A 25,125-nucleotide genomic window follows, 5' to 3' on the forward strand; every position below is an offset into this window, starting at 1 on the left:
TCATGACAACAAGAAAGTGGATATTATTTTTGGTTTTAGCGGTAAGTTGCATTGCGCAAGCCAAACCGAAAGGAATCACCGTTCAGGATGTGAAGCATCTGGCGTTGAAAGAGTGTTTAACGTCCCATTATCGTGAGCGTACGCCCGCTGATGCCTTTTCGGCTCCTGCTCATGACGTTTCATTTCTGCTTGAAAGGTATGCTTTAGATAATGCTGGAAAGTGGAATGCTTTTCAGAAATTTGTCGCCAAAGAGACGAAGGGATTTGGCACCCTCACCCTTGCGCTACATCCCGATAGCGCAAAGGATGCGAATAACATAATGGAGCGGTGTATGAGCTTTTATGAGTCGGAAAAGCTTGATAATTACATTCGTAATAAGATTATGAAGTAAATCGTGAGAAATAAATACATGGCAAAAAATAATAATCACTTACCATCGAATATCGATAATTTCTCTATCCATAAGAAATACACCCACATATTTGACATTGCCTTTGTAAAGTTTGGTGCCAGACTGGCAGATGTACAAATGACACTATTCAAAAACACATCGCCCTCAGTTTATACACTTCAATGTATAAGTGACGATGAATTGTTCTTTATTGATATTTACGAAGATGAGCAAGCCGTGTTAGCAGAACACCGAATTATTGATAATGAAGAAAATATTGTTTTCATTCCACATTGTTTTACAAAAATGTTAATGACTGCTTGTCAGGAAGCTAAAAAACAACCTGCTTTATACACGGAAGATATACTAATGAGCAAAAGAGTGCGTCGCCAGCGACTATCACAGACTATGCCTGCTCTGGTGAGCCTACGTGACATCCATATCGATTTTAGGACCAGTTACGGACATGGCGAAGCCTCATACGAGATCAATTTTAGTCCATACGCTATCGAAAATGGTGACTGGATGAACGCTAAAAGGTGCAGAAATTTTTCTGTTATGTTCGATGAGAATATGAATTTTATAGAAGTTCAATGGTATAGGGATTAAAAAAACTTAAACTGAAACACGATTTGGAAACATAACAACCTCCACTTCAATTTCTGTTAAATTACTTAAATTGATTATCAGTTTTAACTCTGAATGTTCATTAATTGCCATCAAAATATCATTGCTAACAGAAATAAAGCTTATTGGGTTAGTCTGGGTAAAAAAGAATCCCCATACAAAATTATTATTAGCGTCTATATATACTAACGATCCATCGTTTCCCATCGCTCCATCGCCGCCGTAGATTTTCCCGCCTTTATATTCAACAAAGCTCCAGGAATCGACGGGAACCCAGCAATCAGAATCGTATTTTTCAATGCTGGAGAAGGATGTATCACACAAAGGAGTACACCAGGCTTTCTTCTCTTTCGTATGATTATCGAAAGACTCTCGCCAGCTTAAAAGGATGACAGTCCCATTAGCAAAGGTCAGGCTATCGATTCCGGGTAGCTCTTTTTTCTCTTCCCAGCGTTTAAACATGAAGATAAATCCTTTTATTTCATCGATATAGTATAACCCCCTAATGAAGACGTTCATTAGGGAGTCATGTACTTAACCTGCCAAAAAGAACCTGAACGCCGGGTTATGGGTTTCGTCGTGGCAATCGTAGCCCAGCTCATTCAGCCGGGTTTCGAAATCCGGTTCATGATCGCCAAGCTCGAACGCCGCCAGTACGCGCCCGTAGTCGGTGCCGTGGCTGCGATAATGGAAAAGCGAAATGTTCCAGTGCGTGCCCAGCGTGTTGAGGAAGCGCAGCAGCGCACCCGGTGATTCCGGGAATTCGAAGCTGTAGAGGCGTTCCTGCAACGGATGCGATGGACGCCCGCCAACCATATAGCGCACGTGTAGCTTCGCCATTTCGTCGTCGGAGAGATCAACCACGCTGTAGCCGCCATCGTTGAGCATCTGCAAAATTTCTTTGCGCTCTTCGAGGCCGCGGCTTAAGCGCACGCCGACAAAGATGCAGGCGTTTTTGGCATCGGCAAAGCGGTAGTTGAACTCGGTGACCGAACGCCCGCCAAGCAACTGGCAGAACTTCAGGAAGCTGCCTTTTTCTTCCGGAATGGTCACCGCCAGCAATGCTTCACGTTGTTCGCCCAGTTCGCAGCGTTCCGAGACGTAGCGCAGGCCGTGGAAGTTCACGTTAGCACCGGAAAGAATATGCGCCAGCCGTTCACCGCGAATGTTGTGCTGAGCGATATATTTTTTCATCCCTGCCAGTGCCAGCGCGCCGGAGGGTTCCGCCACCGCGCGCACATCTTCGAATAAATCCTTCATCGCCGCACAGATAGCATCACTATCGACGGTGATGATGTCGTCGAGATACTCCTGGCACAAACGGAAGGTTTCGTCGCCAATGCGTTTTACCGCAACGCCTTCAGCAAACAGCCCCACGCGCGGCAGATCCACAGGATGACCCGCATCCAGCGCCGCTTTCAGGCAGGCGGAGTCTTCCGCTTCAACGGCGATCACTTTGATTTGCGGCATCAGTTGTTTGATCAGCACCGCCACACCCGCCGCCAGACCGCCGCCGCCGACCGGCACAAACACGCGGTCAAGATGGGCATCCTGCTGGAGCAGTTCCAGCGCCAGCGTGCCTTGCCCGGCGATCACCATCGGGTGGTCGAACGGTGGCACCCAGGTGAAGCCCTGCTGCTGTGACAGTTCGATCGCTTTCGCTTTTGCTTCGTCAAAGTTCGCGCCATGAAGCAACACTTCGCCGCCAAAGCCGCGAACCGCATCAACTTTGATATCGGCGGTGGCGGTTGGCATGACGATCAGCGCCTTCACGCCTAACCGTGCGGAAGAAAACGCGACGCCCTGCGCGTGATTACCCGCCGAGGCAGTGATCACGCCATGCGCTTTTTGTTCTTCCGTCAGGCCCGCCATCATGGCGTATGCACCGCGCAGCTTAAAGCTGTGTACCGGCTGGCGATCTTCGCGCTTCACCAGAATCACGTTATCAAGACGCGACGAGAGCTTTTCCATTTTTTGTAGCGGCGTGACCTGCGCCGCCTCGTAAACCGGTGCACGTAGCACCGCTCTTAAATATTCGGCGCCTTCCGGAGCACCAGACAGGGGTTGTGAGTCTGCCATCATTAACCCCCCAGTTTCGATTTATCGCGCACCGCGCCTTTGTCGGCGCTGGTTGCCAGGCTGGCGTAGGCGCGCAGGGCAAAGGAAACCTGACGTTCACGGTTTTTCGGCGTCCAGGCTTTGTCGCCACGGGCTTCCTGCGCTTCACGACGGGCCGCCAGTTCGGCATCGCTTACCTGTAACTGAATGCCACGGTTCGGAATGTCGATAGCGATCAGGTCACCATCTTCAATCAGGCCAATGCTGCCGCCGCTTGCCGCTTCCGGCGAGACGTGGCCGATGGAAAGACCAGAGGTGCCGCCGGAGAAGCGTCCATCGGTGATCAGCGCACAGGCTTTGCCGAGCCCCATTGATTTCAGGAAGCTGGTTGGGTAGAGCATTTCCTGCATGCCAGGGCCGCCTTTCGGGCCTTCATAGCGGATCACCACCACATCGCCCGCGACAACTTTGCCACCGAGGATCGCTTCTACCGCGTCGTCCTGGCTTTCGTACACTTTCGCCGGGCCGGTGAATTTGAGGATGCTGTCATCGACGCCCGCGGTTTTCACGATGCAGCCGTTTTCTGCGAAATTACCGTAGAGCACCGCCAGACCGCCGTCTTTGCTGTAGGCGTGTTCCATCGAGCGGATACAGCCATTGAAGCGATCGTCGTCCAGCGTATCCCAGCGGCAATCCTGCGAGAATGCCTGTGTAGTACGAATGCCCGCAGGGCCAGCGCGGTACATATTTTTTACTGCATCATCCTGGGTCAGCATAACGTCGTATTGTTCCAGCGTTTGCGGCAACGTCAGACCAAGTACGTTTTTCACATCACGGTTCAGTAACCCCGCGCGATCCAGTTCGCCGAGAATGCCGATAACACCACCAGCCCGGTGAACATCTTCCATATGGTATTTTTGGGTGCTCGGCGCGACTTTACACAGCTGCGGGACTTTACGGGAGAGCTTATCGATATCACTCATGGTGAAGTCGATTTCCGCTTCCTGCGCCGCCGCCAGCAGGTGGAGAACGGTGTTGGTAGAGCCGCCCATCGCGATATCCAGCGTCATGGCATTTTCAAACGCCGCTTTGCTTGCGATGTTACGCGGCAGTGCGCTTTCATCATCCTGTTCGTAGTAACGTTTGGTCAATTCAACAATGCGTTTGCCGGCATTGAGGAACAGCTGCTTACGGTCAGCGTGGGTTGCCAGCAGCGAACCGTTACCCGGCTGCGACAGGCCCAGCGCCTCGGTCAGGCAGTTCATCGAGTTAGCGGTGAACATCCCGGAGCAGGAACCGCAGGTCGGGCAGGCGGAACGTTCAACCTGCTCGCTCTGCGAGTCAGAGACTTTCGGGTCTGCGCCCTGGATCATCGCATCCACCAGATCGAGCTTGATGATCTGATCGGACAGTTTGGTCTTCCCGGCTTCCATCGGGCCGCCGGAAACAAAGATCACCGGAATATTCAGGCGCAGGGAGGCCATCAGCATCCCCGGGGTGATTTTGTCGCAGTTAGAGATGCAGACCATGGCGTCGGCGCAGTGGGCATTGACCATATACTCAACGGAATCAGCGATCAGTTCGCGAGATGGCAGTGAATAAAGCATCCCCCCGTGGCCCATAGCGATCCCATCATCCACCGCAATGGTATTGAACTCTTTGGCAACGCCGCCAGCCGCTTCAATTTGTTCGGCGACCAGTTTACCGAGATCGCGCAGATGAACGTGACCCGGTACAAATTGGGTGAACGAGTTCACAACCGCGATAATCGGCTTACCGAAATCGGCGTCGGTCATTCCGGTGGCGCGCCACAGCGCACGAGCACCCGCCATATTACGACCATGAGTGGTGGTGGCGGAACGGTACTTAGGCATACTTTATTTACTCCCAGTGTCTGTCTCGTAAATGGGACGGTGCGTGCCGTCCCATTTTTTGTATTTATTGATTAACTTGATCTAACCAGCCCCATTTATCTTCGGTTTCACCAGTGAAGAGGCCGAAGAAGGCTTGCTGGATGCGTTTGGTAACCGGGCCACAACGGCCTTCGCCTACCTGGATACCATCTACACTGCGCACTGGCGTGATTTCAGCCGCTGTACCAGACATAAACACTTCATCCGCCAGGTACAGTGATTCGCGCGACAGCACCTGCTCACGCACTTCAATTCCCAGTTCTTTCGCCAGTTTGATAATGGCGTCACGGGTAATCCCCGGCAGCGCGGATGAGGTGAACGGTGGGGTAAACAGCACACCGTCTTTCACTTCAAACAGGTTTTCGCCCGCACCTTCAGAGATATAACCATTCACGTCCAGCGCGATACCTTCCTGATAACCGTGGCGGCGCGCTTCGCTACCCACCAGCAGAGAAGAGAGGTAGTTACCACCGGCTTTTGCCGCGGTTGGGATGGTGTTTGGCGCTGCGCGGTTCCAGGAGGAAACCATTGCATCGATCCCCTGCTCCAGCGCTTCTGCACCCAGATACGCTCCCCACGGGAAAGCGGCGATAATCACGTCGGTTGAGTATCCCGCTGGCGGGTTTACGCCCATGCCAACATCACCGACGAAGATTAGCGGACGGATATAGGCGCTGGTGAGATTGTTTTTGCGGATCACGTCACGACACGCTTCCATCAGCTCATCAATGCTCTGCGAAACCGGGAAGCGATAGATTTTGGCGGAGTCATGCAGACGCTGCATATGCTCACGATGGCGGAATACAACTGGTCCTTTGTGCGAATCATAGCAACGGATACCTTCAAAAACTGAGGTACCATAGTGCAGCGCGTGCGACATCACATGCACCTTCGCGTCTTCCCAGCGAACCATTTCCCCATTGAACCAAATGTAATCAGCTTTCTTCGTGGTCATTTTTATATTCCTTTTGCGCTCAGGCGCGGATTTGTTGTGATGTGGTTGTGCTCTGGCAGATGGCAACGTGTGCGACGTCCACCAGTTTATTTAACTGACTAAACAGTAAGTCGACCGACCGTGGGCTGGCAACGGTCAATTCGATATTTATATTTTGTGCATCGCTGGCGGCGGCCATATTCATTGAGCAGACGTGGAAACCACGATGACGCACCACGCGTAAAACACGTTCTAAGGTTTCCGGATTGAAGCGAGCCGATACATTGACCTGATGTTGCATCATGATAATTTCTCCAACATTTCTGAATTACTGGCGCCAGGCGGCACCAGCGGCCAGACGTTCTCAAGTTCGTCGATTGAGACATGAAGCAGGTATGGCCCATCACTGTTCAGCATGGTGTCGAGTGCCGCTTCAACCTGGTCTTTACGGGTGATGTGTTGGCCAGGGATGCCGAAGGCGCTGGCTAACATGAGGAAATCGGGATTATCGGTAAGGGTGGTTTCGCTATATCGTTCTTGGAAAAACAGTTGCTGCCATTGTCGAACCATCCCTAACCGTTGGTTATCGAGTAAGACAATTTTCAACGGTAATTGCTTGCGTTTTACGGTGCCCAGCTCTTGCACATTCATCATGAAAGAGCCGTCACCGGAGATACAGACGACGGTATCGTTCGGTCGCGCAACTTGCGCACCAACCGCTGCCGGTAAACCAAACCCCATGGTGCCTAATCCGCTTGAAGTGATGAAATTTTCCGGGCGAGTGTGGACGATGTGCTGCGCGGCCCACATCTGGTGCTGCCCTACATCTGTGGTTACTACACAATCTTCAGGTTTACGATCCGACAGTTGTTTTAACAACAACGGCGCGTAGATAGCATCACCGGGATGGTTGTAACGCCATGCATGTTCATCACGCAGCTGCGCGCAGTGTTGCTGCCAGTCATTGATATTCAACGGCTGTCGTAATGCCGGTAACAGAGCATTTAAATCACCCTGCAATGCCACATGCGCCTGACGCAGCTTGTTCATTTCTGCCGGGTCGATATCCATATGGATAACACTGGCGTGTGGTGCGAAGGTGTTCAGTTTGCCAGTTACCCGGTCATCAAAACGTGCACCCACGGCGATCAACAAGTCACATTCCTGCACCGCAAAGTTCGCCGCTTTGGTGCCGTGCATCCCCAGCATGCCCAGATAGTACGGATAATCCGCATCAACTGCGCCAAGTCCTTTCAGCGTGCAGGTGGCAGGCATTTTTGTGGCAGAGAGAAATTCTCGTAATGCAGGAACTGCCTGCGCCATACCCACGCCACCGCCAACGTACAGCATCGGTTTTTGCGCTTTTGCCAACATCTGGCGCGCTTGCTCGACTTCGGCATGTGGGAAAGTCACTTCGTTTTCAACGGTGGTGAACCAGGGTTCCAGATCGCCGCTGGCTAACTGGATATCTTTTGGGATATCGACCAAAACCGGACCGGGACGACCTGAGCTGGCGACGTCAAACGCTTCGGCCATGATACGCGGTAACTCTTCCAGTGATTGCACCAGGAAACTGTGCTTGGTGCAGGCTAACGACAACCCCAGAATATCCACCTCCTGAAATGCGTCAGTGCCGATAAACGGTGCGGATACCTGACCGGTGATAGCAACAACGGGGATGGAATCTAACAGCGCGTCCGCAAGCCCGGTTATCAGGTTGGTTGCACCAGGACCAGACGTGGCGATGCAAACGCCAGTTTTGCCGGTAGCACGGGCATAACCGATAGCCGCCATTGCTGCACCTTGCTCGTGTCGGCACAGCAAGTGTTCCACGCCACCGTCATACAATGCATCGTAAACCGGCATAATTGCGCCACCCGGATAACCGAAAACGGTGTTCACACCCTGTGCCCGCAACGCATGTACCACCCACTGTGCGCCATTCATAGTTAGTTCCCCGTCCTGAATCTTGAGAAACAGAATTTTGTGCTGTTATTCATTGTCTGCTCCTCAGTTATGTTTTTAAGGTCAAAAAAAACCCCCGGACCTTTCGGTGCGGGGGTCTTAGTTCGTTAAGGCTTGATCTCTAAGCCTTTCCTCGTCCAAGTGCAGCCCCGCACGGTGGGATAATAATCACCACCACGCTAATCACGACCAGGCTAATCACTCGTAGAAGGGCTGTCATTTTGTCTTTTCTTGCATCTTGTTCGAAGGAATGCCTAAAGAGTTACCATAGATTTTGCGAATAGCACAAGATATTTTTTGGCCGATTTTTATGATGCCTTTAATAATTTCAATAGAAATTGTTGTTTTTTAAAAAGAAAACAGTGAGTGAAAAAAATTCAATTTCAGTATGAATGTTGTTCCCTTCCTCGTAGTTAATCCTTTGTCCACTGCATTTTTGCGAGCATCGTTCCACCGCCAGAACAACTCAACTTCACTTGCACAAATAAACAGGAATCAGCCACTAAAATTCACGAATTAGCGGGCTACAGCAGCGATATCTTATGCACATAATGGCGACTCAAGGAGGGCTTATGTCACTGTCAATTGTTCATACCCGCGCAGCCCTGGGAGTAAATGCGCCCCCAATCACTGTTGAGGTACATATCAGTAAAGGTCTACCCGGCTTAACGATGGTGGGCTTACCAGAAACAACGGTAAAAGAAGCTCGCGATCGCGTGCGCAGCGCCATTATCAATAGCGGATATGAATATCCGGCGAAAAAAATCACCATCAACCTTGCTCCAGCCGATCTGCCGAAAGAAGGGGGACGATATGATTTACCTATCGCCATTGCGTTGCTGGCGGCCTCAGAACAGCTTACAGCCAATAAGTTAGATGAATATGAATTAGTCGGAGAACTGGCGCTTACAGGCGCTCTACGTGGCGTTCCCGGCGCAATCTCCAGTGCAACTGAAGCCATTAAGTCGGGCAGAAAAATTATCGTCGCGAAAGATAACGAAGATGAAGTGGGGCTAATTAACGGTGAAGGATGCCTGATAGCCGATCATCTGCAGGCTGTCTGTGCGTTTCTGGAAGGTAAGCACGCTCTCGAACGCCCGAAACCAACTGATGCAGTATCCCGGGCGCTACAACATGATCTCAGTGATGTTGTCGGTCAGGAGCAAGGAAAGCGAGGACTGGAAATTACCGCCGCTGGCGGACACAACCTTTTACTGATTGGACCGCCGGGAACAGGTAAAACAATGCTCGCCAGCCGTATTAATGGCCTGTTGCCAGATTTAAGCAATGAAGAGGCACTGGAGAGCGCTGCGATATTAAGTCTGGTAAATGCTGAATCAGTAAAAAAACAATGGCGGCAGCGCCCGTTCCGCTCACCGCATCACAGTGCGTCGTTAACTGCGATGGTGGGCGGTGGTGCAATTCCAGGGCCTGGTGAAATTTCGCTGGCGCATAACGGCGTGCTTTTTCTTGATGAGCTACCTGAATTTGAACGGCGTACACTGGATGCCTTGCGAGAGCCGATTGAATCCGGGCAGATCCATCTTTCACGCACGCGAGCAAAAATAACCTATCCAGCCCGTTTCCAGCTTGTCGCGGCGATGAATCCCAGCCCTACCGGACATTATCAGGGAAACCATAACCGCTGCACACCAGAGCAAACGCTGCGTTATCTCAACCGACTCTCTGGTCCCTTTCTCGACCGCTTCGATCTCTCACTGGAGATCCCATTACCGCCACCCGGCATTTTGAGTAAAACGGTAGTGCCGGGAGAAAGCAGCGCCACCATTAAACAATGCGTAATGGCCGCCAGAGAGCGCCAATTTAAGCGGCAGAATAAACTGAATGCCTGGCTGGATAGTCCGGAAATACGCCAATTCTGCAAGCTTGAGAGCGAAGATGCGCAGTGGCTGGAAGAAACGCTGATCCATCTGGGGTTATCGATTCGTGCCTGGCAGCGGTTACTGAAAGTTGCACGAACCATTGCTGATATTGATCAGTCCGACATTATCACACGTCAGCATTTGCAGGAGGCAGTTAGCTATCGTGCCATTGACCGTTTGCTCATCCATCTGCAAAAACTACTGACATAAAAAAAAGGGCATTTCGCCCTTTTTATTAATCGTCAGAATCGGTGTAGTCTTCAGCACCTTCAACCTGCGGTTTACCGCCGGAAAGGGTGTGAAAACGTTTTGGACGCTTGATACGCGTCATATACTTGGACCACACGCGTTCTGCTTCTGTCACTGGCTCACGTTCGCCACGGCATACTGCTACGAAGAGTTTCTCTTCCTCGGTAACCGGCTCGCGTTTGCCGAGATCCAGCTCATTGAAGGCATAACCATGACGCTCAAGCAGTTGTGCCTCTTTGATGGTGAAATCACCATGACGAGAGAATCCACGTGGATAATGTTTATTGTCGAAATATCGATTAGTCGTCGTAAAGCTTTCCGCCATCCTGCACGCTCCTAATTCTTTGACCGAGCTAGTTATGGCGCGGAGTATTAGTTACGCTTGACAGAGTGTAAAACAAAACATTTAAATCATAACGACAAATAATTTTGCGGAGAGCACTGTGGATACGGAATTGTTAAAAACTTTCCTGGAAGTTAGCCGAACGCGTCACTTTGGTCGAGCAGCTGAATCGCTCTATCTGACCCAGTCAGCAGTGAGCTTTCGAATCAGACAACTGGAAAATCAACTGGGTGTGAACCTTTTCACCCGCCACAGAAACAATATCCGTTTAACCGCTGCCGGTGAAAAACTACTGCCTTACGCAGAAACGCTCATGAGCACCTGGCAGGCCGCCCGTAAGGAGGTGGCGCATACCTCACGACATAACGAGTTTTCTATCGGTGCCAGCGCCTCGTTGTGGGAATGTATGCTTAATCAGTGGCTGGGACGCTTGTATCAAAATCAGGATGCCCATACAGGTTTACAGTTCGAAGCGCGAATTGCCCAACGGCAGTCTCTGGTAAAACAGCTGCATGAACGCCAGCTTGATCTTCTTATTACTACTGAAGCACCCAAAATGGACGAATTTAGCAGTCAGTTGTTGGGGTATTTCACTTTAGCGCTTTATACCAGTGCCCCTTCTAAACTAAAGGGAGATCTAAACTATCTGCGATTAGAGTGGGGGCCAGATTTTCAACAGCATGAGGCAGGTTTGATCGGTGCTGACGAAGTTCCCATTCTGACAACGAGTTCAGCTGAACTGGCACAGCAACAGATTGCGATGCTTAATGGTTGCACCTGGCTACCAGTCAGCTGGGCGCGTAAAAAAGGCGGTCTGCATACCGTTGTCGATAGCACAACACTTTCACGGCCGCTTTATGCTATATGGCTGCAAAATAGCGATAAAAATGCGTTGATTCGTGATCTATTGAAAATTAACGTGCTGGATGAAGTGTATTAATCAAAATGACTGGCAAGGATGCCGGTGGAAGGATTTACTTCGGAGAGGGTTGGTACAGATAAAAAAAATCCTTAGCTTTCGCTAAGGATGATTTCTGGCAGGGGCGGAGAGACTCGAACTCCCAACACCCGGTTTTGGAGACCGGTGCTCTACCAATTGAACTACGCCCCTAATTAGGGTGGCGGAACGGACGGGACTCGAACCCGCGACCCCCTGCGTGACAGGCAGGTATTCTAACCGACTGAACTACCGCTCCACCGAATTCTTTTACAACCACCGGTTTTATGACCGGCTTACTGCTTAATTTGATGCCTGGCAGTTCCCTACTCTCGCATGGGGAGACCCCACACTACCATCGGCGCTACGGCGTTTCACTTCTGAGTTCGGCATGGGGTCAGGTGGGACCACCGCGCTAAGGCCGCCAGGCAAATTCTGTTTCATCAGACCGCTTCTGCGTTCTGATTTAATCTGTATCAGGCTGAAAATCTTCTCTCAATCCGCCAAAACACCTTCGGCGTTGTAAGGTTAAGCCTCACGGTTCATTAGTACCGGTTAGCTCAACGCATCGCTGCGCTTACACACCCGGCCTATCAACGTCGTCGTCTTCAACGTTCCTTCAGGACTCTCAAGGAGTCAGGGAGAACTCATCTCGGGGCAAGTTTCGTGCTTAGATGCTTTCAGCACTTATCTCTTCCGCATTTAGCTACCGGGCAGTGCCATTGGCATGACAACCCGAACACCAGTGATGCGTCCACTCCGGTCCTCTCGTACTAGGAGCAGCCCCCCTCAGTTCTCCAGCGCCCACGGCAGATAGGGACCGAACTGTCTCACGACGTTCTAAACCCAGCTCGCGTACCACTTTAAATGGCGAACAGCCATACCCTTGGGACCTACTTCAGCCCCAGGATGTGATGAGCCGACATCGAGGTGCCAAACACCGCCGTCGATATGAACTCTTGGGCGGTATCAGCCTGTTATCCCCGGAGTACCTTTTATCCGTTGAGCGATGGCCCTTCCATTCAGAACCACCGGATCACTATGACCTGCTTTCGCACCTGCTCGCGCCGTCACGCTCGCAGTCAAGCTGGCTTATGCCATTGCACTAACCTCCTGATGTCCGACCAGGATTAGCCAACCTTCGTGCTCCTCCGTTACTCTTTAGGAGGAGACCGCCCCAGTCAAACTACCCACCAGACACTGTCCGCAACCCGGATTACGGGCCAACGTTAGAACATCAAACATTAAAGGGTGGTATTTCAAGGTCGGCTCCATGCAGACTGGCGTCCACACTTCAAAGCCTCCCACCTATCCTACACATCAAGGCTCAATGTTCAGTGTCAAGCTATAGTAAAGGTTCACGGGGTCTTTCCGTCTTGCCGCGGGTACACTGCATCTTCACAGCGAGTTCAATTTCACTGAGTCTCGGGTGGAGACAGCCTGGCCATCATTACGCCATTCGTGCAGGTCGGAACTTACCCGACAAGGAATTTCGCTACCTTAGGACCGTTATAGTTACGGCCGCCGTTTACCGGGGCTTCGATCAAGAGCTTCGCGTTACCGCTAACCCCATCAATTAACCTTCCGGCACCGGGCAGGCGTCACACCGTATACGTCCACTTTCGTGTTTGCACAGTGCTGTGTTTTTAATAAACAGTTGCAGCCAGCTGGTATCTTCGACTGATTTCAGCTCCACGAGCAAGTCGCTTCACCTACATATCAGCGTGCCTTCTCCCGAAGTTACGGCACCATTTTGCCTAGTTCCTTCACCCGAGTTCTCTCAAGCGCCTTGGTATTCTCTACCTGACCACCTGTGTCGGTTTGGGGTACGATTTGATGTTACCTGATGCTTAGAGGCTTTTCCTGGAAGCAGGGCATTTGTTGCTTCAGCACCGTAGTGCCTCGTCATCACGCCTCAGCCTTGATTTTCCGGATTTGCCTGGAAAACCAGCCTACACGCTTAAACCGGGACAACCGTCGCCCGGCCAACATAGCCTTCTCCGTCCCCCCTTCGCAGTAACACCAAGTACAGGAATATTAACCTGTTTCCCATCGACTACGCCTTTCGGCCTCGCCTTAGGGGTCGACTCACCCTGCCCCGATTAACGTTGGACAGGAACCCTTGGTCTTCCGGCGAGCGGGCTTTTCACCCGCTTTATCGTTACTTATGTCAGCATTCGCACTTCTGATACCTCCAGCATACCTCACAGCACACCTTCACAGGCTTACAGAACGCTCCCCTACCCAACAACACATAGTGTCGCTGCCGCAGCTTCGGTGCATGGTTTAGCCCCGTTACATCTTCCGCGCAGGCCGACTCGACCAGTGAGCTATTACGCTTTCTTTAAATGATGGCTGCTTCTAAGCCAACATCCTGGCTGTCTGGGCCTTCCCACATCGTTTCCCACTTAACCATGACTTTGGGACCTTAGCTGGCGGTCTGGGTTGTTTCCCTCTTCACGACGGACGTTAGCACCCGCCGTGTGTCTCCCGTGATAACATTCTCCGGTATTCGCAGTTTGCATCGGGTTGGTAAGTCGGGATGACCCCCTTGCCGAAACAGTGCTCTACCCCCGGAGATGAATTCACGAGGCGCTACCTAAATAGCTTTCGGGGAGAACCAGCTATCTCCCGGTTTGATTGGCCTTTCACCCCCAGCCACAAGTCATCCGCTAATTTTTCAACATTAGTCGGTTCGGTCCTCCAGTTAGTGTTACCCAACCTTCAACCTGCCCATGGCTAGATCACCGGGTTTCGGGTCTATACCCTGCAACTTAACGCCCAGTTAAGACTCGGTTTCCCTTCGGCTCCCCTATTCGGTTAACCTTGCTACAGAATATAAGTCGCTGACCCATTATACAAAAGGTACGCAGTCACACGCCGAAGCGTGCTCCCACTGCTTGTACGTACACGGTTTCAGGTTCTTTTTCACTCCCCTCACCGGGGTTCTTTTCGCCTTTCCCTCACGGTACTGGTTCACTATCGGTCAGTCAGGAGTATTTAGCCTTGGAGGATGGTCCCCCCATATTCAGACAGGATACCACGTGTCCCGCCCTACTCATCGAGCTCACAGCATGTGCATTTTTGTGTACGGGGCTGTCACCCTGTATCGCGCGCCTTTCCAGACGCTTCCACTAACACACACACTGATTCAGGCTCTGGGCTCCTCCCCGTTCGCTCGCCGCTACTGGGGGAATCTCGGTTGATTTCTTTTCCTCGGGGTACTTAGATGTTTCAGTTCCCCCGGTTCGCTTCATTACGCTATGTATTCACGTAATGATAGTGCAACGAATTGCACTGGGTTTCCCCATTCGGAAATCGCCGGTTATAACGGTTCATATCACCTTACCGACGCTTATCGCAGATTAGCACGTCCTTCATCGCCTCTGACTGCCAGGGCATCCACCGTGTACGCTTAGTCGCTTAACCTCACAACCCGAAGATGTTTCTTGCGATTCATCATCGTGTTGCGAAAATTTGAGAGACTCACGAACAACTTTCTTTGTTCAGTGTTTCAATTTTCAGCTTGATCCAGATTTTTAAAGAGCAAATATCTTAAACATGACTCGTAAGTCATCTTTAACGATACTGAGGTCGGTGACTTTCACTCACAAACCAGCAAGTGGCGTCCCCTAGGGGATTCGAACCCCTGTTACCGCCGTGAAAGGGCGGTGTCCTGGGCCTCTAGACGAAGGGGACGTATCAGTCTGCTTCGCAAGACGCCTTGCTTTTCACTTTCTATCAGACAATCTGTGTGAGCACTGCAAAGCACAGTTCTTTAAGGTAAGGAGGTGATCCAACCGCAGGTTCCCCTACGGTTACCTTGTTACGACTTCACCCCAGTCATGAATCACAAAGTGGTAAGCGCCCTCCCGAAGGTTAAGCTACCTACTTCTTTTGCAACCCACTCCCATGGTGTGACGGGCGGTGTGTACAAGGCCCGGGAACGTATTCACCGTGGCATTCTGATCCACGATTACTAGCGATTCCGACTTCATGGAGTCGAGTTGCAGACTCCAATCCGGACTACGACGCACTTTATGAGGTCCGCTTGCTCTCGCGAGGTCGCTTCTCTTTGTATGCGCCATTGTAGCACGTGTGTAGCCCTGGTCGTAAGGGCCATGATGACTTGACGTCATCCCCACCTTCCTCCAGTTTATCACTGGCAGTCTCCTTTGAGTTCCCGGCCGGACCGCTGGCAACAAAGGATAAGGGTTGCGCTCGTTGCGGGACTTAACCCAACATTTCACAACACGAGCTGACGACAGCCATGCAGCACCTGTCTCACGGTTCCCGAAGGCACATTCTCATCTCTGAAAACTTCCGTGGATGTCAAGACCAGGTAAGGTTCTTCGCGTTGCATCGAATTAAACCACATGCTCCACCGCTTGTGCGGGCCCCCGTCAATTCATTTGAGTTTTAACCTTGCGGCCGTACTCCCCAGGCGGTCGACTTAACGCGTTAGCTCCGGAAGCCACGCCTCAAGGGCACAACCTCCAAGTCGACATCGTTTACGGCGTGGACTACCAGGGTATCTAATCCTGTTTGCTCCCCACGCTTTCGCACCTGAGCGTCAGTCTTCGTCCAGGGGGCCGCCTTCGCCACCGGTATTCCTCCAGATCTCTACGCATTTCACCGCTACACCTGGAATTCTACCCCCCTCTACGAGACTCAAGCTTGCCAGTATCAGATGCAGTTCCCAGGTTGAGCCCGGGGATTTCACATCTGACTTAACAAACCGCCTGCGTGCGCTTTACGCCCAGTAATTCCGATTAACGCTTGCACCCTCCGTATTACCGCGGCTGCTGGCACGGAGTTAGCCGGTGCTTCTTCTGCGGGTAACGTCAATGAGCAAAGGTATTAACTTTACTCCCTTCCTCCCCGCTGAAAGTACTTTACAACCCGAAGGCCTTCTTCATACACGCGGCATGGCTGCATCAGGCTTGCGCCCATTGTGCAATATTCCCCACTGCTGCCTCCCGTAGGAGTCTGGACCGTGTCTCAGTTCCAGTGTGGCTGGTCATCCTCTCAGACCAGCTAGGGATCGTCGCCTAGGTGAGCCGTTACCCCACCTACTAGCTAATCCCATCTGGGCACATCCGATGGCAAGAGGCCCGAAGGTCCCCCTCTTTGGTCTTGCGACATTATGCGGTATTAGCTACCGTTTCCAGTAGTTATCCCCCTCCATCAGGCAGTTTCCCAGACATTACTCACCCGTCCGCCACTCGTCAGCAAATCAGCAAGCTGATTCCTGTTACCGTTCGACTTGCATGTGTTAGGCCTGCCGCCAGCGTTCAATCTGAGCCATGATCAAACTCTTCAATTTAAAAGTTTGATGCTCAAAGAATTAAACTTCGTAATGAATTACGTGTTCACTCTTGAGACTTGGTATTCATTTTTCGTCTTGCGACGTTAAGAATCCGTATCTTCGAGTGCCCACACAGATTGTCTGATAAATTGTTAAAGAGCAGTTCCGCTTCGCTTTTTCTCAGCGGCGCGGGGTGTGCATAATACGCTTTCCCGCTTCAGAGTCAAGCATTTTTTTGCTTTTCTCTGTCGAGATTCTCAGGAGAATCTCGCTGACCCGGCGGCGTGTTTGCCGTTGTTCCGTGTCAGTGGTGGCGCATTATAGGGAGTTATTCCGGCCTGACAAGAGGAAATTTAAAATAATTTTCCGACCGCGCATTTTTTCAGCAAAAGCCCCGTTAATGTGCCATAAAACAAGCAATTTGCCGTTTTTGCAACCGTAATCACACTTCCTGGTGGCATACTAAGGAGGAATAAAAAGAAAAAGGAAGATTAGTAATGCCTTTAAGCGCACAACAGTTAGCTGCACAGAAAAACCTTTCGTATGTTCTGGCTGAGAAGCTGGCGCAACGGATCTTAAAAGGTGAATATGAACCCGGCACCATTTTGCCTGGTGAGATTGAGCTGGGCGAGCAATTTGGAGTGAGTCGTACAGCGGTACGCGAAGCGGTTAAAACGTTAACGGCAAAAGGGATGGTTTTACCGCGACCACGAATTGGTACCCGGGTCATGCCACAATCAAACTGGAATTTTCTTGATCAGGAATTGCTTACCTGGTGGATGACAGAAGAGAACTTTCATCAGGTCATCGATCACTTTCTGGTTATGCGTATCTGTCTGGAGCCGCAAGCTTGCCTACTGGCTGCAACGGTTGGCACCGCGGAACAGAAGGCGCATCTCAATACGTTAATGGCCGAAATGGTGGCATTAAAAGAGAACTTTCGCCGTGAACGCTGGATTGAGGTCGATATGGCCTGGCATGAGCATATCTATGAAATGAGCGCCAATCCGTTTTTGACCTCATTCGCCTCGCTCTTCCATTCGGTTTATCACACTTACTTCACGTCAATTACCAGCGACACAGTGATAAAGCTGGATCTGCACCAGGCGATTGTTGATGCGATTATCCAAAGCGATGGCGACGCGGCATTTAAAGCTTGTCAGGCGCTGCTACGCTCACCTGATAAGTGACACCCCGATAACAGGACATTGAATGAGCGATAAAAAGAAGCGCAGTATGGCGGGTTTGCCGTGGATCGCGGCGATGGCCTTCTTCATGCAGGCACTTGATGCCACTATTCTGAATACCGCCTTACCCGCAATCGCTCATAGTCTTAATCGTTCTCCTCTCGCGATGCAATCAGCCATCATCAGTTACACGCTGACGGTGGCGATGCTTATTCCGGTAAGCGGATGGCTAGCCGATCGCTTCGGTACGCGTCGCATATTTACCCTTGCCGTGAGTCTGTTCACATTGGGTTCTCTGGCCTGCGCACTTTCTAACTCGCTACCACAGCTGGTTGTCTTCCGGGTTATTCAGGGGATAGGTGGCGCAATGATGATGCCTGTTGCTCGGCTGGCCTTACTGCGTGCTTATCCTCGTAATGAGCTTCTTCCTGTATTGAATTTTGTCGCCATGCCGGGTCTGGTGGGGCCAATTTTAGGCCCCGTACTTGGCGGCGTGCTGGTCACCTGGGCAACCTGGCACTGGATATTTTTAATCAATATCCCCATAGGTATTGCCGGCCTTCTTTACGCGCGCAAACATATGCCCAATTTCACCACCGCACGACGCAGATTCGATATCACTGGCTTTTTGCTGTTTGGCCTCAGCCTTGTTCTCTTCTCAAGCGGAATAGAGCTATTCGGTGAAAAGATTGTCGCCAGTTGGATTGCCTTGACGGTAATTGTCACCAGCATCGGGTTACTGCTTATCTATATTCTCCATGCACGACGCACGCTAAACCCATTAATTTCATTAGATTTATTTAAAACCCGCACTTTCTCGATCGGTATAGTAGGCAATATTGCAACCCGTCTGGGGACCGGCTGTGTACCGTTCCTTATGCCATTGATGTTACAGGTAGGATTTGGTTATCAGGCGTTTATTGCCGGCTGTATGATGGCACCGACAGCGTTAGGTTCCATTATTGCAAAATCGATGGTTACCCAAGTCTTACGTCGTCTGGGCTATCGCCATACGTTAGTGGGGATCACGGTAATTATTGGGCTAATGATCGCTCAGTTCTCTTTGCAATCACCAGCAATGGCGATATGGATGCTGATCTTGCCGTTATTTATATTAGGGATGGCTATGTCGACGCAATTTACCGCGATGAATACCATCACACTTGCCGATCTGACCGATGACAACGCCAGCAGCGGTAACAGTGTTCTGGCGGTCACGCAGCAACTGTCTATCAGTTTAGGCGTTGCTGTAAGTGCGGCCGTCCTTCGTGTTTATGAAGGGATGGAAGGCACAACGACTGTCGAACAATTCCACTATACGTTTATCACAATGGGCATTATTACTGTTGCTTCAGCAGCAATGTTCATGCTTCTGAAAACAACCGATGGTAATAATTTGATCAAAAGACAGCGTAAATCTAAGCCGAACCGCGTTCCATCAGAATCGGAGTAAGTTGTAATCGTTGTTGCTGAAGGGTCGGCTGGGTTATCCGATGGATGAGTACATCAATCGCCAGCTCCCCCAGTTCATCTTTCGGTTGATGGATAGTGGTTAATGGTGGCGTCATAAAGCTTGCCAGTTCGATATCGTCATAGCCAATCACCGCGATATCCTGCGGAACCTGTAACTCTGCCTGATATAGCGCCTGGTAAACGCCAACAGCCATAGCGTCATTTCCGGTAAAGACGGCCTGAGGACGCAGCGGATGTGATAACAGTTGGCGCATAGCGTCAAACCCGCCGTTAAATTCAAAATCACCAGTGACTTCATAGCCATCAGGAATGTTGAGACCCGCACGTTTCATCGCCGCCCGATAACCTTCCAACCGCAGGCGCGCCGGAGTTTTATCCAGCGGGCCGGTAATACAGGCGATACGGGTATGACCTTTATCGATCAGATATTGCGTTGCTAAGTCTCCGCCCAGCAACGAGTTATCCTGTATAAGATCGCTGTCGCCATCGAACGGTGCCCAGTCCATCATCACGGTAGGCACTGTCGGATAACGTTGCATGATTTCACGCGAAGGCTGATGCGTTTCGGTGCACAGTAACAGCAAGCCATCAACGCGTTTTTGCATCAGCGTTTCCAGATTGCGATTCATCCGCTGTTCATCGCCTTCGGTATTGCAAAGGACAAGACTATAACCGCGTTCGAAGCAGCTGCGTTCAACGCCACGCACCAGTTCAGAATAAAAAGGATTGGTACTGGCAGTAATCAACATGCCAATGGTTCGAGTCTGATTGAGCTTGAGGCTACGCGCCAGAGCTGATGGCGCGTAATTGAGTTCTTTAATCGCCGCTTCAACTTTGGCGGTAATCGCTTCACTGACGAAGCGATCTTTATTGATAACGTGAGAAACTGTTGAGGTAGAAACGCCCGCCAGGCGGGCAACATCTTTCATTGTAGCCAAGCGTCACCTCTGCCTGTCTAAAAATGCGTCGATCTCTTCACGCCACGGTACGGAAGGTTGTGCGCCTTTACGTGTTACGGCAATCGCAGCGGCGGCATGGGCAAAACGAATCGCCTCTGGCAATGTTTTTTCTTCCAGCAACGCCGTGATTAACGCGCCGTTAAAAGTATCTCCGGCAGCAATGGTATCGACAGCCTGCACCCGGAATCCAGGAACGCGCTGACCTTCACCATTCACGCTAGCCCATACACCACGACTTCCTAAAGTAATCAGTACAGTACGGATACCTTTTTCATGCAGTACCTGCGCCGCTTTCGCTGCATCTTCATCATTTTCAACGCGAATACCGGTGAGCTTTTCTGCTTCCGTTTCGTTTGGCGTAATAATGTCCACCAGTGCCAGCAGTTCGTCAGGAAGTTCGCGAGCCGGAGCCGGGTTAAGCGCAACGATAGTCTTATTTTGATGGGCGATTTTCGCCGCTGCCATCACACTTTCGAGTGGTGATTCCAGCTGCATTAATAATGCCGATGCGTTAGCAATACGCTCACGTTGCGCCTCCACCAGCGCAGGGGAAAGGGCTGCGTTAGCGCCGGCATGAATACCAATGACATTCTCACCTTCGCCATTAACAAAAATCAGCGCCACACCTGTTGATTCGCCTTTGATCACGCTCACCGGAGAAATATCGATGTTATCAGTGGCGAGCTGCTGGCGAACGCTTTCACCAATGCTGTCATCACCCGTACAGGCAATAAACGCGATATTCGCACCGCTACGCCCTGCAGCCACAGCCTGATTCGCGCCTTTGCCGCCAAATGCAACCTGATAGTGGTTACCGGTTACGGTTTCGCCTGGAGTAGGAAAAGATTGAAGATTAAGAATGTGGTCAGCATTAATGCTGCCAAGAACAACGAGGCTGCCTGCGTTTTGCATATTCGGGATGTCCATAAAATGCGCCACCGTGTTAGGGTGGCGCGTGCCCTGCTTTTCTTTATTTTACACGTTCATCTGTCGATGACGTATTTATGTCACCATCAGGTCATACAACCTGATTAAAACTACTGCTTAACAACCAGTTTCAGATCAACCGGATACTTAGCCTGAACTTTCTCGCCTTTCAGCACTTTATCGGCGGTTTCGACGCCTTTCGCGCCAATCTGATCGGGTAGCTGAGCGATAGTCGCTGCTAGTTTGCCATCATTCACCGCTTTTTCGCCATCCGGTGTACCGTCAAATCCGACGACCATCACATCCGATTTACCAGCAGTTTGCAGTGCGCGCAGCGCGCCCAGCGCCATTTCATCATTCTGCGCGAACACAGCCTGAACATCCGGATGAGCGGTCAACAGGTTCTGCATTACGTTCAAACCTTTAGTGCGGTCAAAGTCCGCTGGCTGGCTGGCAAGAACATTAAACTTGTGAGCAGCAACGGCCTGCTGGAAACCTTCGCCACGCTCACGAGCTGCGGAGGTACCGGCAATGCCTTGCAGCTCGATAACTTTGGCACCTTCACCCGCTTTCTTCGCGATATAATCACCCGCGATTTTGCCGCCCAGTACGTTATCAGAAGCAATGTGGCTCACCACTTCACCTTTCGTGGCCTGGCGGTCAAGAGTGATAACCGGGATGTTCGCTTGGTTAGCCATCTTCACAGCATTACCCACTGCGTCGGAGTCGGTCGGGTTAATTAGCAGAATTTTGGTGCCGCGAACGGTTAAGTCCTGCACGTTCGCCAGCTCTTTCGCCGGGTTATTCTGGGAGTCCAGCACCACCAGGTTATAGCCGAGTTTATCCGCCTCTTTCTGCGCGCCATCTTTCAGCGATACAAAGAACGGGTTGTTAAGCGTGGAAACCACCAGCGCGATGGTGTCTTTTGCCATCGCATTCGCACTGACGGTGGCGCTTAGCGCAACAGCGGAAACCAGGGTAGCCAGTTTTTTCATGTTCATATTCAAGATGTCCTGTAGTCGTTATTACTGTTTTTTGTTGTCTACCAGCACCGCCAGCAAAATCACCACCGCTTTGACGATCATCTGGTAATAGGAGGAAACACCTAACAAATTCAATCCATTATTAAGGAAGCCAAGAATTAATGCGCCGATCAACGTCCCAACAATGCGACCTTTTCCGCCCGCCAGACTCGTACCGCCCAGAACCACCGCAGCAATGGCATCCAGCTCATAGCCAGTCCCCGCCGTGGGTTGTGCGGAGGAGAGACGCGCCACTTCAATGATCCCGGCCAGCGATGCCAGCAGACCACAAAGAGAATAGACGATGATTTTGATTTTATTGACGTTGATACCAGAAAGACGTGTAGCCGCTTCGTTGCCGCCCAGCGCGTAGATGTAACGCCCCAAACGTGTGTGATGCAGCATATACCAGGCCGCGAGGAACACAATTCCCATGATCCAGACTGGCGTTGGTACGCCCAACGGGCGACCAATACCAAACCAGCCGAACAGATCGGCGTTCTCAGTAAAGCCGGTATTCACTGGGCTCCCGTTGGTATAAACCATGGTCACGCCGCGCAGTAAAAGCATCATAACCAGCGTAGCGATAAACGCCTGGACACGACCTTTCGCTACAATCACCCCGGTTACCGCACCAATAGCGGCACCTAACGCGAGAGCGGCAGCGACAGCCACCAGCGCATTGACTTCAATGCCGACGATAGATGCAGCCACTGCGCCAGTCAGCGCCAATAGAGAACCTACCGACAAGTCGATGCCCGACGTCAGGATCACCAGCGTCATCCCGACCGCCATAATGGCATTCACCGAGGTTTGCTGGAGAATATTGAATAAGTTATTGATGGTGAAAAAGTTCGGGCTTAACGTCGAGACAATCGCGATCAGCACCAGCAGAGCGATAAGCGATTTCTGCTCCATCAGCCACGCTTTCGTGAAATAACGGCGACCAGAGACAGTCTGGGTTGTCATTTTTTTACTCCTGATTCACGCGATTAAGCTTGCCCACAGCGGCAGCCATTAACACTTCCTGGGTGGCCTGCTCACGAGTAAATTCCCCGCTGAGATGCCCTTCATGCATGACGATGATGCGATCGCTCATGCCTAATACTTCTGGCATCTCCGATGACACCAGAATGATGCTCAAGCCATCGGCTTTGAACTGGTTAATCAGTTGATAGATCTCTTTTTTCGCACCAACATCTACGCCACGGGTAGGCTCATCGAGGATCAACACTTTGGGGCGTGTCATCAGACCACGGGCAATCGCCACTTTTTGCTGATTGCCACCGGAAAGCAGACCAATTGCCTGTTCCATCGACGGCGTTTTCACATTAAACAGACGAATAAAATCACTCACTGCCTGCTGTTCATCGGCATGCTTCAAACTGCCGCCAGTACGGCTAAAGTAACGCAGCGCAGTCAGCGACATATTCTCTTTGACTGACATACCCAGCACTAAACCGTCACGTTTGCGGTCTTCGGAGATATACACAATGCCGTTTGCCAGGCCATCCTGCGGTGAACGGGTAACGACTTCATGCCCATCCAGGGTGACGTAACCGCTGGTGCGCGGCAGTGCGCCGTAGAGCACTTTCATCAGTTCGGTACGACCTGCGCCCATCAAACCAGAGACGCCAAGAATTTCGCCTTTGCGTAAAGTAAAAGAGACATCGTTAACGCCAGGTCCGCAGAGATTATCGACTTTCAGGCGGATATCTCCCGGCGCTTTGTCCAGGTGCGGATATTGATCTTCCAGCTTGCGGCCCACCATCATCTCAATCAGCGAATCTTCGGTCAGTGATGCCACTTCGCGCTCAGCAATAAATTGCCCATCACGAAAAACGGTAACGTCATCGCAAATCTCGAAGATTTCTTTCATGCGGTGGGAAATATAGACAATACCGCGGCCTTGCGATTTCAGCTCGCGGATGACGCGGAACAAGGATTCGGTTTCGGTATCGGTCAGTGCATCGGTCGGTTCATCCATAATGATGACTTTCGACTCAAAGCTCAGCACTTTGGCAATTTCAACCATTTGCTGGTCACCGATGGAAAGATCGCCCACCAGCTTGTCGCTTTTAAAGCGCAGGTTAAGTTTAGCCAGCAATTTATCCGCTTCGGCATACATGGTTTTCCAGTCAATTTTGCCAAAGCGATTAACAAACTCACGGCCGAGGAAAATATTTTCGGCAATGGTCAACTGTGGGATCAGGTTCAGTTCCTGATGGATAATCCCAATCCCGGCTTCCTGGGATGATTTCGGTCCGGTAAACGTCGTTTCTTTCCCCAGCCATAAAAGCGTACCGGCATCGCGAGTATAGATACCAGTAAGCACTTTCATCATGGTGGATTTACCCGCGCCGTTTTCGCCCACCAGCGCCATCACGCGGCCAGGATAGACATTTAACGCTGCGCCCGAGAGGGCTTTTACGCCCGGGAAGGCTTTATCGATGCCTTTAAGCTGAAGTAATGCTTCCATGACGGCCTCAGAACGTCACGCCAGCACAGAGAATGATATTCGCATACGGAGAACATTCTCCGCTGCGAATTACCGCCTGACTGTCTGCGGTTTGTTGTTTGAATTGTTCATGCGTGGTGTAACGAATTTCAATGGTATTTCCCTGGTGTTTTTGCAGCTGCTCAAGGTGAGTGAGCAACGTTTCGTGGAGTTGCGGATTATGTTGTTTGATCTCTTCCGCGATAATGGCAGCCTCGACCTGCATTTCATTTGTGACGACGCCCAGCACCTGCATAAAAGAAGGTACCCCTTGGGTTAATGCCATATCGATACGCGTTGTACTTTTGGGGATGGGTAAACCAGCATCACACACCACCAACGTATCGGTATGTCCCAGACGGGAGATCACCGAAGAAATATCAGAATTAAGAACGGTGCCTTTTTTCATTTTTTTCTCCATCAGCGAAACGTTTCGCTGACCCGCAGTTTA

21 protein-coding genes, 3 tRNA genes and 3 rRNA genes are annotated in these 25,125 nt (G+C 51.1%); 6 read left to right on the forward strand and 21 right to left on the reverse strand.

Features of this window, described 5'->3' with window-relative positions; genetic code table 11:
• Positions 1 to 2 precede the first annotated feature (2 nt).
• Together AABJ99_RS23425 and AABJ99_RS23430 are read left to right on the forward strand one after the other, a co-directional pair.
• On the forward strand, positions 3 to 392 hold the full coding sequence (locus AABJ99_RS23425; RefSeq protein WP_115739267.1) for a hypothetical protein: 390 nt from the start codon (positions 3 to 5) through the stop codon (positions 390 to 392).
• Between the two features lie 18 nt (positions 393 to 410).
• Positions 411 to 1,001, forward strand: a complete 591-nt coding sequence (locus tag AABJ99_RS23430) for a hypothetical protein (RefSeq protein WP_001107527.1) — start codon at positions 411 to 413, stop codon at positions 999 to 1,001.
• Positions 1,002 to 1,007: 6 nt separating this feature from the next.
• On the opposite strand, the gene AABJ99_RS23435 is transcribed toward AABJ99_RS23430, so the two are convergent.
• From AABJ99_RS23435 to ilvL, 8 genes are all read right to left on the reverse strand, one after another.
• A complete protein-coding gene (locus tag AABJ99_RS23435; protein WP_039020302.1) occupies positions 1,008 to 1,481 on the reverse strand; it encodes a hypothetical protein in 474 nt (157 codons plus the stop codon).
• A gap of 72 nt (positions 1,482 to 1,553) precedes the next feature.
• Positions 1,554 to 3,098 carry a threonine ammonia-lyase, biosynthetic gene (gene ilvA / locus AABJ99_RS23440; protein ID WP_072274257.1) on the reverse strand — a complete coding sequence of 515 codons (1,545 nt, stop codon included), beginning with the start codon at positions 3,096 to 3,098 and terminating at the stop codon, positions 1,554 to 1,556.
• A gap of 2 nt (positions 3,099 to 3,100) precedes the next feature.
• Positions 3,101 to 4,951, reverse strand: a complete 1,851-nt coding sequence (gene ilvD, locus AABJ99_RS23445; protein WP_039020272.1) for a dihydroxy-acid dehydratase — start codon at positions 4,949 to 4,951, stop codon at positions 3,101 to 3,103.
• Between the two features lie 64 nt (positions 4,952 to 5,015).
• Positions 5,016 to 5,945, reverse strand: coding sequence for a branched-chain-amino-acid transaminase (ilvE, locus tag AABJ99_RS23450; RefSeq protein ID WP_000208520.1), 930 nt, complete (start codon positions 5,943 to 5,945; stop codon positions 5,016 to 5,018).
• Between the two features lie 19 nt (positions 5,946 to 5,964).
• Complete coding sequence (gene ilvM / locus AABJ99_RS23455; protein WP_000983255.1) at positions 5,965 to 6,228, reverse strand: acetolactate synthase 2 small subunit; 264 nt, start codon at positions 6,226 to 6,228, stop codon at positions 5,965 to 5,967.
• Complete coding sequence (ilvG, locus tag AABJ99_RS23460) at positions 6,225 to 7,871, reverse strand: acetolactate synthase 2 catalytic subunit (protein ID WP_039020271.1); 1,647 nt, start codon at positions 7,869 to 7,871, stop codon at positions 6,225 to 6,227. The genes ilvM and ilvG overlap by 4 nt, the downstream gene beginning before the upstream one ends.
• Before the next feature lie 2 nt (positions 7,872 to 7,873).
• Positions 7,874 to 7,924, reverse strand: coding sequence for a peptide IlvX (ilvX, locus tag AABJ99_RS23465; protein ID WP_001387183.1), 51 nt, complete (start codon positions 7,922 to 7,924; stop codon positions 7,874 to 7,876).
• Positions 7,925 to 8,010: 86 nt separating this feature from the next.
• Positions 8,011 to 8,109, reverse strand: coding sequence for an ilv operon leader peptide (gene ilvL, locus AABJ99_RS23470; RefSeq protein WP_001311244.1), 99 nt, complete (start codon positions 8,107 to 8,109; stop codon positions 8,011 to 8,013).
• A gap of 352 nt (positions 8,110 to 8,461) precedes the next feature.
• Between ilvL and yifB the strand changes: the two genes are divergently transcribed.
• Positions 8,462 to 9,982, forward strand: coding sequence for a YifB family Mg chelatase-like AAA ATPase (yifB, locus tag AABJ99_RS23475; RefSeq protein WP_039020270.1), 1,521 nt, complete (start codon positions 8,462 to 8,464; stop codon positions 9,980 to 9,982).
• Positions 9,983 to 10,007: 25 nt separating this feature from the next.
• Here yifB and maoP read toward each other — a convergent pair whose 3' ends face one another.
• Positions 10,008 to 10,346 (reverse strand): macrodomain Ori organization protein MaoP, encoded by a 339-nt coding sequence (gene maoP, locus AABJ99_RS23480; RefSeq protein WP_000841001.1) that lies wholly within the window; start codon positions 10,344 to 10,346, stop codon positions 10,008 to 10,010.
• A gap of 118 nt (positions 10,347 to 10,464) precedes the next feature.
• Here maoP and hdfR point away from each other — a divergent pair, with 118 nt between their 5' ends.
• On the forward strand, positions 10,465 to 11,304 hold the full coding sequence (hdfR, locus tag AABJ99_RS23485) for an HTH-type transcriptional regulator HdfR (RefSeq protein ID WP_000379245.1): 840 nt from the start codon (positions 10,465 to 10,467) through the stop codon (positions 11,302 to 11,304).
• A 95-nt stretch (positions 11,305 to 11,399) separates the two neighbouring features.
• Here the strand turns inward: hdfR and AABJ99_RS23490 are convergent.
• The 6 genes from AABJ99_RS23490 to AABJ99_RS23515 all read right to left on the reverse strand — a co-directional run bounded on the left by AABJ99_RS23490 (position 11,400) and on the right by AABJ99_RS23515 (position 16,627).
• Positions 11,400 to 11,475: transfer RNA gene (locus AABJ99_RS23490), tRNA-Trp, on the reverse strand.
• A gap of 8 nt (positions 11,476 to 11,483) precedes the next feature.
• A tRNA-Asp gene (locus AABJ99_RS23495) sits at positions 11,484 to 11,560 on the reverse strand.
• A 54-nt stretch (positions 11,561 to 11,614) separates the two neighbouring features.
• Positions 11,615 to 11,730, reverse strand: a 5S ribosomal RNA gene (gene rrf, locus AABJ99_RS23500).
• 95 nt (positions 11,731 to 11,825) lie between these two features.
• A 23S ribosomal RNA gene (locus AABJ99_RS23505) occupies positions 11,826 to 14,730 on the reverse strand.
• 194 nt (positions 14,731 to 14,924) lie between these two features.
• Positions 14,925 to 15,000: transfer RNA gene (locus AABJ99_RS23510), tRNA-Glu, on the reverse strand.
• Positions 15,001 to 15,085: 85 nt separating this feature from the next.
• Positions 15,086 to 16,627 (reverse strand): 16S ribosomal RNA (locus AABJ99_RS23515).
• Together the 16S, 23S and 5S rRNA genes with 3 tRNA genes alongside form the textbook arrangement of a ribosomal RNA operon.
• Before the next feature lie 479 nt (positions 16,628 to 17,106).
• Between AABJ99_RS23515 and yieP the strand changes: the two genes are divergently transcribed.
• Together yieP and mdtD are read left to right on the forward strand one after the other, a co-directional pair.
• Entirely contained in the window at positions 17,107 to 17,799 is a 693-nt protein-coding gene (gene yieP, locus AABJ99_RS23520) for a FadR/GntR family transcriptional regulator (protein ID WP_001131177.1), read from the forward strand.
• 22 nt (positions 17,800 to 17,821) lie between these two features.
• Positions 17,822 to 19,249: a multidrug transporter subunit MdtD gene (gene mdtD / locus AABJ99_RS23525; RefSeq protein WP_039020335.1), complete on the forward strand. Its 1,428-nt coding sequence runs from the start codon at positions 17,822 to 17,824 to the stop codon at positions 19,247 to 19,249.
• Here mdtD and rbsR read toward each other — a convergent pair.
• The 6 genes from rbsR to rbsD all read right to left on the reverse strand — a co-directional run bounded on the left by rbsR (position 19,215) and on the right by rbsD (position 25,083).
• Positions 19,215 to 20,207 (reverse strand): ribose operon transcriptional repressor RbsR, encoded by a 993-nt coding sequence (gene rbsR / locus AABJ99_RS23530; protein ID WP_000224481.1) that lies wholly within the window; start codon positions 20,205 to 20,207, stop codon positions 19,215 to 19,217. The genes mdtD and rbsR overlap by 35 nt on opposite strands.
• A gap of 3 nt (positions 20,208 to 20,210) precedes the next feature.
• On the reverse strand, positions 20,211 to 21,140 hold the full coding sequence (gene rbsK, locus AABJ99_RS23535; RefSeq protein WP_001361791.1) for a ribokinase: 930 nt from the start codon (positions 21,138 to 21,140) through the stop codon (positions 20,211 to 20,213).
• 125 nt (positions 21,141 to 21,265) lie between these two features.
• A complete protein-coding gene (gene rbsB / locus AABJ99_RS23540; protein WP_001056273.1) occupies positions 21,266 to 22,156 on the reverse strand; it encodes a ribose ABC transporter substrate-binding protein RbsB in 891 nt (296 codons plus the stop codon).
• A 24-nt stretch (positions 22,157 to 22,180) separates the two neighbouring features.
• Positions 22,181 to 23,146, reverse strand: a complete 966-nt coding sequence (rbsC, locus tag AABJ99_RS23545; protein WP_000211858.1) for a ribose ABC transporter permease — start codon at positions 23,144 to 23,146, stop codon at positions 22,181 to 22,183.
• 4 nt (positions 23,147 to 23,150) lie between these two features.
• Positions 23,151 to 24,656 carry a ribose ABC transporter ATP-binding protein RbsA gene (gene rbsA, locus AABJ99_RS23550; RefSeq protein WP_000387771.1) on the reverse strand — a complete coding sequence of 502 codons (1,506 nt, stop codon included), beginning with the start codon at positions 24,654 to 24,656 and terminating at the stop codon, positions 23,151 to 23,153.
• Positions 24,657 to 24,663: 7 nt separating this feature from the next.
• On the reverse strand, positions 24,664 to 25,083 hold the full coding sequence (rbsD, locus tag AABJ99_RS23555; RefSeq protein WP_039020334.1) for a D-ribose pyranase: 420 nt from the start codon (positions 25,081 to 25,083) through the stop codon (positions 24,664 to 24,666).
• Positions 25,084 to 25,125: the final 42 nt, after the last annotated feature.

This window comes from Escherichia coli (assembly GCF_036503815.1).
GTDB classification, from domain to species: Bacteria; Pseudomonadota; Gammaproteobacteria; order Enterobacterales; family Enterobacteriaceae; genus Escherichia; species Escherichia coli_F.

Excerpts from the sequence above, each read along its gene's own strand:
- AABJ99_RS23425 (WP_115739267.1), top strand. The coding sequence starts at position 3 with ATGACAACAAGAAAGTGGATATTATTTTTGGTTTTAGCGGTAAGTTGC.
- AABJ99_RS23430 (WP_001107527.1), top strand. The coding sequence starts at position 411 with ATGGCAAAAAATAATAATCACTTACCATCGAATATCGATAATTTCTCT.
- AABJ99_RS23435 (WP_039020302.1), bottom strand. The coding sequence starts at position 1,481 with ATGTTTAAACGCTGGGAAGAGAAAAAAGAGCTACCCGGAATCGATAGC.
- ilvA (WP_072274257.1), bottom strand. The coding sequence starts at position 3,098 with ATGGCAGACTCACAACCCCTGTCTGGTGCTCCGGAAGGCGCCGAATAT.
- ilvD (WP_039020272.1), bottom strand. The coding sequence starts at position 4,951 with ATGCCTAAGTACCGTTCCGCCACCACCACTCATGGTCGTAATATGGCG.
- ilvE (WP_000208520.1), bottom strand. The coding sequence starts at position 5,945 with ATGACCACGAAGAAAGCTGATTACATTTGGTTCAATGGGGAAATGGTT.
- ilvM (WP_000983255.1), bottom strand. The coding sequence starts at position 6,228 with ATGATGCAACATCAGGTCAATGTATCGGCTCGCTTCAATCCGGAAACC.
- ilvG (WP_039020271.1), bottom strand. The coding sequence starts at position 7,871 with ATGAATGGCGCACAGTGGGTGGTACATGCGTTGCGGGCACAGGGTGTG.
- ilvL (WP_001311244.1), bottom strand. The coding sequence starts at position 8,109 with ATGACAGCCCTTCTACGAGTGATTAGCCTGGTCGTGATTAGCGTGGTG.
- yifB (WP_039020270.1), top strand. The coding sequence starts at position 8,462 with ATGTCACTGTCAATTGTTCATACCCGCGCAGCCCTGGGAGTAAATGCG.
- maoP (WP_000841001.1), bottom strand. The coding sequence starts at position 10,346 with ATGGCGGAAAGCTTTACGACGACTAATCGATATTTCGACAATAAACAT.
- yieP (WP_001131177.1), top strand. The coding sequence starts at position 17,107 with ATGCCTTTAAGCGCACAACAGTTAGCTGCACAGAAAAACCTTTCGTAT.
- mdtD (WP_039020335.1), top strand. The coding sequence starts at position 17,822 with ATGAGCGATAAAAAGAAGCGCAGTATGGCGGGTTTGCCGTGGATCGCG.
- rbsK (WP_001361791.1), bottom strand. The coding sequence starts at position 21,140 with ATGCAAAACGCAGGCAGCCTCGTTGTTCTTGGCAGCATTAATGCTGAC.
- rbsB (WP_001056273.1), bottom strand. The coding sequence starts at position 22,156 with ATGAACATGAAAAAACTGGCTACCCTGGTTTCCGCTGTTGCGCTAAGC.
- rbsC (WP_000211858.1), bottom strand. The coding sequence starts at position 23,146 with ATGACAACCCAGACTGTCTCTGGTCGCCGTTATTTCACGAAAGCGTGG.
- rbsA (WP_000387771.1), bottom strand. The coding sequence starts at position 24,656 with ATGGAAGCATTACTTCAGCTTAAAGGCATCGATAAAGCCTTCCCGGGC.
- rbsD (WP_039020334.1), bottom strand. The coding sequence starts at position 25,083 with ATGAAAAAAGGCACCGTTCTTAATTCTGATATTTCTTCGGTGATCTCC.